Source organism: Halomonas sp. SL18_1 (genome assembly GCF_055755715.1).
Window position 1 is genome coordinate 3,622,496 of sequence record NZ_JBVTRK010000001.1, and the last position, 10,151, is coordinate 3,632,646.

The 10,151-nt window shown below is 65.5% G+C and carries 11 protein-coding genes and 1 pseudogene; 3 read left to right on the forward strand and 9 right to left on the reverse strand.

Annotated features, from left to right (window positions below; all coding sequences use genetic code 11):
- Window positions 1-51: 51 nt before the first annotated feature.
- From ACSJDS_RS18445 to ACSJDS_RS18485, 9 genes are all read right to left on the reverse strand, one after another.
- Window positions 52-1,353, reverse strand: a complete 1,302-nt coding sequence (locus tag ACSJDS_RS18445) for a DcaP family trimeric outer membrane transporter (protein WP_473034508.1) — start codon at window positions 1,351-1,353, stop codon at window positions 52-54.
- A gap of 329 nt (window positions 1,354-1,682) precedes the next feature.
- The gene (locus ACSJDS_RS18450) at window positions 1,683-2,039 is read right to left on the reverse strand and encodes a hypothetical protein (RefSeq protein ID WP_473034509.1); all 357 of its coding nucleotides are present in this window, start codon (window positions 2,037-2,039) and stop codon (window positions 1,683-1,685) included.
- Window positions 2,040-2,110: 71 nt separating this feature from the next.
- Window positions 2,111-2,674 carry a DinB family protein gene (locus ACSJDS_RS18455; RefSeq protein ID WP_473034510.1) on the reverse strand — a complete coding sequence of 188 codons (564 nt, stop codon included), beginning with the start codon at window positions 2,672-2,674 and terminating at the stop codon, window positions 2,111-2,113.
- 49 nt (window positions 2,675-2,723) lie between these two features.
- Window positions 2,724-3,701, reverse strand: coding sequence for an IS110 family RNA-guided transposase (locus tag ACSJDS_RS18460; RefSeq protein WP_473032061.1), 978 nt, complete (start codon window positions 3,699-3,701; stop codon window positions 2,724-2,726).
- 414 nt (window positions 3,702-4,115) lie between these two features.
- The gene (locus ACSJDS_RS18465) at window positions 4,116-4,412 is read right to left on the reverse strand and encodes a hypothetical protein (RefSeq protein WP_473034511.1); all 297 of its coding nucleotides are present in this window, start codon (window positions 4,410-4,412) and stop codon (window positions 4,116-4,118) included.
- Between the two features lie 123 nt (window positions 4,413-4,535).
- A complete protein-coding gene (locus ACSJDS_RS18470; protein ID WP_473034512.1) occupies window positions 4,536-5,189 on the reverse strand; it encodes a hypothetical protein in 654 nt (217 codons plus the stop codon).
- On the reverse strand, window positions 5,141-5,656 hold the full coding sequence (locus ACSJDS_RS18475; protein ID WP_473034513.1) for a PqqD family protein: 516 nt from the start codon (window positions 5,654-5,656) through the stop codon (window positions 5,141-5,143). The genes ACSJDS_RS18470 and ACSJDS_RS18475 overlap by 49 nt, the downstream gene beginning before the upstream one ends.
- Entirely contained in the window at window positions 5,653-6,576 is a 924-nt protein-coding gene (locus ACSJDS_RS18480; RefSeq protein WP_473034514.1) for an ATP-grasp domain-containing protein, read from the reverse strand. The genes ACSJDS_RS18475 and ACSJDS_RS18480 overlap by 4 nt, the downstream gene beginning before the upstream one ends.
- Window positions 6,576-6,914 carry a hypothetical protein gene (locus ACSJDS_RS18485; RefSeq protein WP_473034515.1) on the reverse strand — a complete coding sequence of 113 codons (339 nt, stop codon included), beginning with the start codon at window positions 6,912-6,914 and terminating at the stop codon, window positions 6,576-6,578. The genes ACSJDS_RS18480 and ACSJDS_RS18485 overlap by 1 nt, the downstream gene beginning before the upstream one ends.
- 350 nt (window positions 6,915-7,264) lie before the next feature.
- Here ACSJDS_RS18485 and ACSJDS_RS18490 point away from each other — a divergent pair, with 350 nt between their 5' ends.
- The 3 genes and pseudogenes from ACSJDS_RS18490 (at window position 7,265) to chrA (ending at window position 10,124) form a co-directional block, all read left to right on the forward strand.
- On the forward strand, window positions 7,265-8,221 hold the full coding sequence (locus ACSJDS_RS18490; RefSeq protein ID WP_473034516.1) for a sulfurtransferase: 957 nt from the start codon (window positions 7,265-7,267) through the stop codon (window positions 8,219-8,221).
- Window positions 8,222-8,611: 390 nt separating this feature from the next.
- Window positions 8,612-8,929 carry a PadR family transcriptional regulator gene (locus ACSJDS_RS18495; RefSeq protein WP_473034517.1) on the forward strand — a complete coding sequence of 106 codons (318 nt, stop codon included), beginning with the start codon at window positions 8,612-8,614 and terminating at the stop codon, window positions 8,927-8,929.
- Window positions 8,926-10,124: pseudogene (gene chrA / locus ACSJDS_RS18500) on the forward strand (chromate efflux transporter). Before ACSJDS_RS18495 ends, chrA begins: the two are co-directional and overlap by 4 nt.
- Window positions 10,125-10,151 lie beyond the last annotated feature (27 nt).

A 10,151-nucleotide genomic window follows, 5' to 3' on the forward strand; every position in this document is an offset into this window, starting at 1 on the left:
GGCAGGTGAGCCCTGCCCCCTCGCCCTTGCCTGAACAGGTTTGGGCACCATTCAGAAGCTATACTGCGCCGAGAACTGCAGGCGCGTGTTGTCGTTGGACGCGCGACTCTGCTCCTCCTTGCGGGCATGGGAGACCTCAAACCCCAGCGTCACCGGCTCGCTCACCTGATAAAAGTGGCTGAAGTGAATGCTCTCCAGCTTGCGAGTGGAATCGGGGAACAGGTTGCTCGGACGATCCCCCCGAACCTGCCCGTAGGAGAGGCTGGAGCTGAACTGGTCGGTCCACTGCTGGACAGCAGCGACGTTGAAGCCGTAGGCCTCGATGGTCTCCAGGCTGCCGTTGGCATCCACGAAAGCTTCGCCGATCCCACTCGAACCATCGCTGGCCCCGCTCGCCGTATACAGGTAGCGCCCGATGCCATCGCCATAGATGGCGCCCGCCATCAGGGTCGTGTCCGGCCCGACACCCACGTTGCCCGCCAGCATCAGGCCATAGCCGGTAGCGGAGTCATTGACGTTGCCGTCGTCGACCTTGAGCCGCCTGACCACAGCAGCCGTCTCGAAGCCGGCATTGTCCCCGCTCCATTGATAGCGGGCGGTAACATCCGGCGCGGTATCACGCGATCCTTCGAAGCCGGTCGCCTCGGGGTTCTCTGCGGAGAACGACAGTGCCCCGTCGCCCACCGGCAGGGTATAGCGCACCTGCGCCTGGCGCAGGAAGCTCACGCCCACCGGACCGTCGAAGTCGACGGTGCTGGGGTAGGCAGTGAAATGCATGAAGTTGGTCCAGGTCTGCCCCGCCAGCAGCCCGGCCCACTCCCCGTAAGCGTGGCGCAGGCGGAAGCTGCGCGAGTTGGAGAACACTTCATTGCCGCCCCCGCCGAAGAAATCCCCCTCGAGGTGGGTGGTCGCCGGTCCCATCGCGGTGGGCGTCGACGTCTTGAGAAACAGTCGCGACTGGCGGGCATGGGCGCGGAACGAGTTCTTGCTCGACGGGGCCCCCGTATCGATACCTTCGGCGAACAGGGTATCGCCAAGGTCCTGGTCGAGGTCGTAGATCGCATCCAGCTTGACGTAGCCGCCAATCTCCACGGAGGTATCGGAGCCCGGGAGCTTGAAGCTACCGGGGGTATCCCCGCCGGTCACGGCATCGGCCGGCCGCTGCTGGGCTTCTTCCGACTGCCGCTCCAACCGATCGATCTGGCGCTGCATCTCCTGCATCTGGGCGCGCAATTGCTCGGCGGTCACGTCTTGCGCCATGGCGGGCACGCTCAGCATGCCGAATGTGAGTGCCGCCGTCCCCGTCGACACCAGCATGACGGGCAGACGCTTCTTGTGATGTGAATGTCCCATGGAATTCCCCTTCTTCACTACATGGCATTGTGTTGTCGAGGCCGGAAGATACTCGACATCTTATGCATCCCTTCTGCGAAAGAAGGTCGCCATGTTGAGTCAGAAAAAGGAGCGCTTTATGACAGCGAATCCACCTGATTAACTTATAATTTTTCATGCCGGCCATATTTCAACAAACAGGCTCCCAACGGCGTAAGGAAATCACTAACGAGCCGACGAATGCCTTTGGGCTTTTGACTCTAAAATCCCCATAATGGGCCGGGGATTCACAGCCGACACCTGACGCTTGGCCAAGTTCTTGACCATCGGGATTGAACCGGTGGGTAGCGCTAGAAGAGCAGGTCGCCGTAGCTCCAGATCAGGGTGCCGAGGAAGATGGCCAGATAGCAGATGTAGGGAACCGAGCGCCAGAAGCGCGTGATCCAGCGCGCCAGCCACTGGGAGTGACCGAACAGGGAGCCCCCTTCGGGCGCAATGCAGCGCATCATGTGGGTACGGTGATATTCCACGGCAAAGGAGAAGAGTACCATCAGGGCCCCGGAGCGCTGAAACCAGTGCCCCTCCCCCGTGACCAGGCTGGCGTAGGCGGAGACGATCACCGGCAGGATGGCCAGCATCATGAGCACCGCCTCGATGACGTGATCCCTGGGCGAAGGTATCAACTGGGCGTCGTCTGGAGGAGCCATCGCCTTGCCCTCCCGGGTGTTGTCAACATGCTGCCTACGCTGACCGGGCTATATGCCGGCAACCACCGGCATCAGGCCCCCTTCTGATCCACTGCATCGCGCTGCCAGTGGCGCCGCGTCGAGGGGTGCACCCCGAAGTGCTCGGGCAGCGCAATGCCGAGCTGCTCGGCCAGCAGGCCGATGATCGCCATATGATGAACGGTGTGGCTGGTCAAGAAGGCCAGCTCACGCCCCACGCTGGCGGTCAACGACAGCGTCTCGCCGCCGGTCGGATAGACAAGCCTCACCTCCCGACCGGGCGATAGCCCATCCGCGGCGTGCAGCCGCTCGGCAATCTCGCCCAGCCGACGGCCGGCGAGCTGCGGCCACTGCTCCAGCGCCGCGTCGCGCTGACGGTGCTCGTAGTCCAGTTCGCCCTCCCCCGCAGCGGCCTTGCCGATGAGCAGGGCATCATAATGATCGATGATATGGCGAACGTGTTTGCCCAGGCTGTGACGCCCCTGAGCACCGAAGGGATGCTGGTAGTGCTCCGGCGACAGCTCGGCGACAAGGTCCCTAAGCTGTGCCAATGCCTCGAGGTTTTCCTCGATGAGCGCGTCCTTCTCCGGCGCTGGCATTGCAGTGATCGATGACATGGCCACACTCCCTAGATACCATCTCTCCTAACCGGCCACAAACATTCCATCAGGCGGTTTGTGGCCGATATTCGGTCTGGGTCTTGAGGACACCGTAGGCGATGTGGATTAGCTTCCGCATCGCCGCCCCCAAGGCCGCCATTTTGCTCTTGCCGTTTGTTGTAAGCCGCTGGTATAGCGCGGAGATATCCGGATTCCGCCTCAGCCCGACAACGGCTGCCATGTACAGGCTCTGCCTCAGTTTCGGATTGCCGGCTTTCGACAAGCGAGGCCGCCCACGTACGGAGCTGCCCGATTCCCAACTAACAGGCACAAGCCCCGCAAACGCCGCGGCCTGGCGGGCGCTTTCGAAAGCGCGGCTACGCAGCATCGCCAACAGTCGGAGAGATACCGCAGGGCCAATGCCGGGAATTGTTTGCAACAAGGCGCGATCCTGCTTCAAGCCAGGGTGCTGATCGAGGTGGTCATCGATCTCCTGTTGGAGGCGATCCCGCTCACGAGTCAATGCCAACAGGATGTCATCGATCGAGCGGAGGATATCGCTTGCCATGGCGAACTCGGCTTTCTCGCGCCGGTTTCGCTCACGCTGGATGTCCTTGTCCAGCGCGTCGAGTCTCGCTGCCAGCGCCTTGAGCTTGCGCACTTCCTCGGGCTCCGGCTTCCAAGCCTCAGGTCGTTGCGTCGCGCCATAGCGTGCCAGCACCACACTGTCCTTCTTATCCGTTTTGCCGCGTACTCCCAGGCTTCGGGAGAAGTCGCGCACCTGCGCGGGGTTGAGGACATAAACCTGGATGCCGGCAGCATGCAGCCAATACGCGAGCGTTTCGTGATAGATGCCGGTGGCCTCCATCAACACATGCAACTGATCCTGTGGCTCCCCGGTCTGGTGTTCGAGCCATTCAAGCAAGCGAGGAAAGTCCTGCCGACGATTAGGGAATACACGGGTCTTGACCTTGCCGCTCGCCACATCGCGCAGCCAGGCGCAGTCGATCTTCTGCTTGCTGACGTCGATACCGATCACTGCCATGCTCTCGTCGCCTTTCCTTGTTCGTGCAGCCTCACTCCGGGTTGGGAGGGGCTTGGATACCATTCAAGCTATCGAGATAGAGGGCATCAGGGGGCATAATCTAAATCCCAGGCTGTTGCGCCTCAGGCTCTGTGGATGCTCACCCTGATGCCAGGCCTGCTGGTAGCTAATCAACAAGCCCGGAGAGACACAAGGCTCTGTCTGAAAACTGGCTGCGCTCGACCATACGGCGTTAAAAATCGGCTCAAAATACTCATTTACACCCCGTAAATTCCGTCTTTTCGCCGATTTTCGCCTTGTCTGGCCTTCGCTCGCCGACTTTTCGGACAAAGCCTAATCCAGTTTGTTATTTCGTAAAGGGGAAGCCCGCAGCGCTCGACTCGCCCCGGCTGCGGCTTCCCGCTCAGCCGCGGGTCAGCCTTCCGCTTCGCCCTCGGCCTCGCCTTCCGCTTCTCCCTCTGCTTCTCCTTCGGCCTCACCTTCTGCTTCGGCTTCGGCTTCCCCTTCTGGCTTGCCCTCTGCCTCGCCTTCAGCGTGGGCCTCAGCCAGCATTAGCGGCGCCTCCTGTCCGCTGGTGTAGGCCGGGGCATCGTTGGCAACGGCCTGCATGGCCGCACCGCTGGCCACCAGCGCCAGGGCGGGTGCCGCGTAGCCGAGCTGGCGACTTAGCCGGCTCAGAAGCGTGCGGCGCTTTTCGTCGTGCTCTGTCATATCAAGACCTCCATCAGGGTTGTGGCACGGCTAGCGGCCGATGGCCGACATGCCGCTTGCTGCGAAGCGTGCCCTGGGGCAGCGCTTCACGAAGGCGACCCACCGGAGTGAATCGCCGACGACTCAAGCCTCGGCCGACAGGGAGCCCGCCGGGGCGTCACGCTCGGTTGCCTCATGCCGGGGCGCCTCGAGCCAGGTGATCAAGCGCGTTGCGCTGATGTCGGCAGCCACCGACCAGCAGGTGCGCCCCTGAAGCCACCGATCCAGCGCCTGGACCGCCTCGGCCGACGGCGGCGCCCCTTGGGCGGCGCGGCACCCGGGCAGCAGCGCGGCGAGGGCTTCGAACCGCGCCAGGGACGACGGGGGATCGGTCTCGGCGAGCGCGTCGCTGAAGCTCACCACCCCTATCGCCTGATCGGGCCGCTCCTCGAATGGCTCGGCGACAGAGGCGACCGGGCCCGACCAGGGCAACGCCAGCGGCTCGAGCCGGGACGCGCCCTCCTCCGGGACCAGCCGCACACCGCGGGACAGCCTGCCGTCGAGGGACGCGGCGAGGCTGTCCAGCGCCTCTCGGGCCTGGGCATTGTCTACCGCACAGACCACCCGTTGGCCCTCCGGTGTGACCAGCAGCCCGGCGTCGATCACCAGCTCCCCCGGGCGTGCCGCCTGGTGAAGCAGATAGTCGACCAGGGCCGGGGCGATATCCGCCAGGGACAGGCGCGAGGCGATCAGTTCGTCCTCCGCGACCAGGGCATAGCCCGCCGCCGCCTTGAGCACCGCCAGGCGCGGCAGGGGGCTGGCCGTCTCGGGGGGAGGGCCGAGAGCCGCCCTTCGAACCAGGCCTGCAGCCGGTTGGCGGCGGCGGCATCAGCCACCTCCAGCACCCAGCGTCGGCCCTCATGCGCCAGCTGTAGTCGCCGTAGGGCCTCGGCCCTGGGTGGCGCGGACTGTTCCGCCCGGGGAGGGTCGGCCGAGGCAAGCGGCTCGGCCTCGCCCTGGCAGAGCAGCCCGGCCCGGCACCACTCGCCCAGGGTGGACCAGACCTCGTGGCGCAGCGTCTCGGGCGACACCTGGGCCTCGCCTTCCCGAGCGGTGGCGGCCGCCAGCGTCTCGACAATGGCATCCGGTTCCAGGCCTTCGGTGGCCAGCAGCCAGATCAGCGCCGCGGTGTCGTTGGGGCGATAGAGGCGCCCGCTGTCGGGGGCGTAGAGGGCCAGGCGCTCGTCGTCATAGAGCTCACTCACCCGGCGCCGCACCAGCCGCGGTCGCGGCACGCGCCGACCTGCCAGGGCATCGGCCAGCGCCAGGTCCTGGGGGGTCGGCAGGGAAAGCTGGCCAGGTAGGGCATGGGGTCGGCCGCCGGAAGCAGGCGCTTGAAGCCTCCCGCCCGCGCCAGCTCCGCGCGGCTCTCGGCCAGCGGGTCGTCCCCCTCGCCGGCGTCGGGCTCGAGGGAGGCGAGATCGACCAGTGAGATCATGTCGCGCACCAGGCTGCCCTTGACCTCCTCCTCGATGCGCCCGCCGGTCTCCGGTGCGGCACAGATCCCCAGCGACGGGCTGAGGTTGCACTCCAGGATCCAGGGCTTGAGGGTATCGTCCAGCATGCAGTCGAGCCCCAGCAGCTCGTAACAGCCCCGCGGATCGGCGCCCACCGCCGCCGTACGGCTGCGCATGGCGTCGACCCCGGCGATGGCGGTCAGCGCGACCAGCTCCTCGATGCGCGCGAACAGCGCATCGGCGTCATGGCCCTGGTCGCCAAGCCAGGCGCGGTAGCGGTCGAGGTCGATGAACTCCACCGGCACCTCGGCGCGGGTATTCAGGGCATTGATATCGGGGTTGGTGAGCTGGCTGAAGGGGTTGTCGGCATCGTCGGGATCCCAGGGCTCGGAGGCCAGCTTGGCGAAGCCCTGCCGATACAGGTAGACCCGCAGCGGCGCCAGCGAGCTGATCAGCACATAGAGGCGCAGCACGTACTTGTGGCCGCGGATGGTATGGGGGTTGTCCAGGTACTCCTGGACCAGCCAGTCGGGCGCCAGCGGCGCCTCGGCCACGTCGCGCAGCACGCGCACGCCCTTGCCCTTGGAGGCGTTGGTGGGCTTGAGGATCCAGCGCTGCATCGGGTTGTCCAGCGCCGCCTGCTGCAGGGCGTGATAGTCGTGGGGCATCACATAGGCGCGGGGAAGAAGTTCAGCCGGGCGGTGAGCGGGTGGTGCTCGCCGTAGCCGTCCACCAGCCGCCGACGCAGACCGGAGAGGCTTTCGTGCAGCCGGCTCTTGACGGTCAGCGCCGCATTGCCGGGAAAGTGGTTGAGCTTGCGACGCGCCGAGACGCGTCGGAACTGGGCAGGCTCGGGCATGCCGGTGATCCAGGCGGCATCCCACTGCTGAGCGTCACCCTGTTGCCAGCCCAGCGGCTCGAGGGTCTCGCGGAAGAAGCGGTCCTGCTCGGCGGCGCGCTTGCCTCCCAGCCAGAAACGCGGTGTCGGCGGCAGCTGTTCCGTCATGCTCGCGATCTCCTGTGCATTGTTGTTGTCGGCGGCCACGGCGCTGGCGCTCGCGGGGCCGCTCGACGCCGTCGTAGCCCTTATGTCGCAGCCGCGGCGGCATCCTTACAGCGAAGCGTAGTCCAACGGCCTGCAGCCATCGCCTTGAATTATGTACTAATCGATCCTAAATTTACGACGTGAGAGCCCAAGCCGGTCACACTGGCCCTGGCCTCCACGCCAGGGCATCAGAAGCCGACAAGTTATTCCCTTTGGTGCTGAAGGGCGAGATAAGCGTTCTCGATGAGGCGTTGCCCCGGCACCATCGGCCGGCCTAGGCTCACCTCATCCCCGACGAAGAGGACTGCCCCATGCGACTCCACCTGTTCCTGGCCGCCGGCGCGCTGGTCGCTGCCGCCCCCGCCCATGCCCTGCATCCCGCACCGCTGGTCGACGCCGACTGGCTCGAAAGCCAACTGGGCAACGACAGCCTGGTGGTCCTCGACGTACGCTCCTCCATCGACGATGGCGGCGACCGCGACGCCTTCGAGGCCGCCCGCATCCCCGGCAGTCGCTACAGCAGCTACACCGATGCCGGCTGGCGCGAGGAGCGCGACGGCGTGCCCGGACTGATGCCGGACGTCGCGGAGCTGGAAGCCTTGATCGGCGATCTGGGCATCGACAATGACGATACCGTGGTGGTCGTACCGGCCGGCACCGGGGCCACCGACTTCGGCAGCGCCGCCCGGGTCTACTGGACCTTCAAGGCCCTGGGCCACGAGGAAGTGGCGATTCTCAACGGCGGCTTCGCCGGCTGGCAGCAGCAGGGCCATGAGGTGACCAGCGGCCCGGCAAGCGAGCCCGCCGCGACCCGTTTCGAGGCGAGCCTACAAGAGGCGCTGCTGGCCAGCACCGAGGCGGTCGAGGCGGCCCGCCAGGCGGGAGAACAGCTGGTGGACGCCCGCCCGGAGGGGTTCTACACCGGGGAGACCCAGTCACCGGCAACGCTGGTGCCCGGCACCATCCCCGGCGCCACCAACCTGCCCCACGACGGCGCCCTGGTAGCGCGGGACGGTGCCTACTACCTGGAGCCCGAGCGGCTTAACGCCGCCATCGACGCCGCCGGACTGGATCGCCAGGCCGCCACCGTGGCCTTCTGCAACACCGGCCACTGGGCCGCCAGCGGCTGGTTCCAGCTCAGCGAGATCGGCGGCCTCGACAACACCACCATGTACGACGGCTCCATGGCCGCCTGGACCCGGGACGACGCGCGCCCCATCCAGCTGGCTGGCCGCGACACCGTGACCGTGGAAGCACTGCGCGAGTGAGGCCTTGCCCGGCGACCCGCCGTGCCCCTTCCCTCCCGTAGAAGAGCCTGCCTCGATGACAGAGCGGCAGGCTCTCGCCTTGCCGTTATTAGCTTATAGAAAAATCAGCTAATTGAGCGACGCATGACTTGACCATGGACAAGGAAGCCCTTCCCCTACTCGCCTTTGCGCGCTCCCGCCTCCCCTATAAGGCTTATCGTCGAGTCCGCTCCAAATGGGACCACTTCAACCTGCTGTGATCGACCGCCCCCTGTCATTGGTCGGAATGCTCAACCCTTGATGCAACGTCTGGCGCCTCTCTGGAACACGACGAGTTGAAACGAAGGTGCCGGCTTGATAAAACGAAATTCGATATCGACTTTCGTTATTGGTCACGGGAGTGTCACTTCCATGGAGCATCATGACCTGCTGGCAGGCCTGGTGAGGCTGCATGTCCTCCACCATGCGGTTCAACATGAGATCTACGGCCAGTGGATGATCGACGAGTTGGCCCACCATGGCTATCGACTCAGCCCCGGTACCCTATACCCCATGCTGCATTCGATGGAACGCAAGGGGTACCTGATTTCCCGTGAAGAGTCCCAAGGAAGCACCCGCCGTAGACTCTACCGAGCAACCGACCTCGGTCGGGAAGGGCTGGCGGTCGCCAAACGACAGCTGCGAGAGCTTACCGGTGAAACCATGAATGACAAGGAGTCCGAGCGATGAGCCATACACCAGAACCCGCCGGGCACATCAGAGAAGTTTTCACCGCCTTTTTGATGCTGGGCCTGACCTCCTTCGGCGGTCCCATCGCCCATCTCGGCTATTTTCGCACCGAGTTCGTGGAGCGTCGGCGATGGCTCACGGAGCACGCCTATGCCGACCTGGTGGCGCTTTGCCAGTTCCTGCCCGGGCCTGCCAGTAGTCAGGTGGGCTTCGCCCTGGGGCTGATGCGCGCCGGCCCCTGGGGGGCGGCGGCGGCGTGGGCGGCCTTCACGCTACCCTCGGCCATCGTGCTGGTGCTGTTTGCCTTGGGTGCTGCCGCGCTTGACGGCCACGTCAGCCAAGGCATTATCCACGGCCTCAAGGTGACGGCGGTGGCCATTGTCGCCCACGCCGTCTGGGGCATGGCCCGAAGCCTCTGCCCCGATCAGCGGCGCGCCGGCATTGCACTGGCGGCCATATTCACCGTTGTGCTGGTTAGCGGCCCGCTGGGCCAGGTATCGGCCATCGTGGTCGGCGCCCTCGCCGGCATGGTGCTTTGTCGCGCTCACGCCGAGGCGGAGGTAACGCCCATGACACTGCCCGTCTCGCCTCGGGCCGGCTACCTGGCGGGGCTGGCCTTCATGACCCTGCTGGTCGGACTGCCGCTGCTGGCGTGGGCCACCCCCTCCACGACACTGGCGGTCATGGACGCCTTCTATCGCGCCGGTGCACTGGTGTTCGGCGGTGGGCATGTGGTGCTGCCGCTTCTCGAGGCCGAGGTAGTGCAATCCGGGTGGGTCGGTGCGGACGAGTTCCTTGCCGGCTATGGCGCTGCCCAGGCCGTACCGGGGCCGCTATTCACCTTTGCCTCCTATCTGGGGGCAGTGATGGGACCGCTCGGCGGCAGCGTCTTCGGCGCCACCCTGGCCCTGGTGATGATCTTCCTGCCGGAATGCTGCTGTTGGTGGCAGTGTTGCCGCATTGGAACCGCTTTCGTCGCTGGGACAGCGCCCAGGCGCTGATGCGCGGCGCCAATGCGGCAGTCGTGGGCATCCTGGGTGCTGCCCTCTACCAGCCGGTCTGGACTAGCGCCATTCTCGGTCCCCGGGAGTTCGCCCTGGCGCTGACCGGTTTTCTTCTGCTCAGCGTCTGGAAACTGCCCGCCTGGGCGGTGGTCATCCTCCTCGCCAGCGGCGGCATACTCATCACCATATAGCGGGCGTCCCCACCGGTCGGCGCGAGG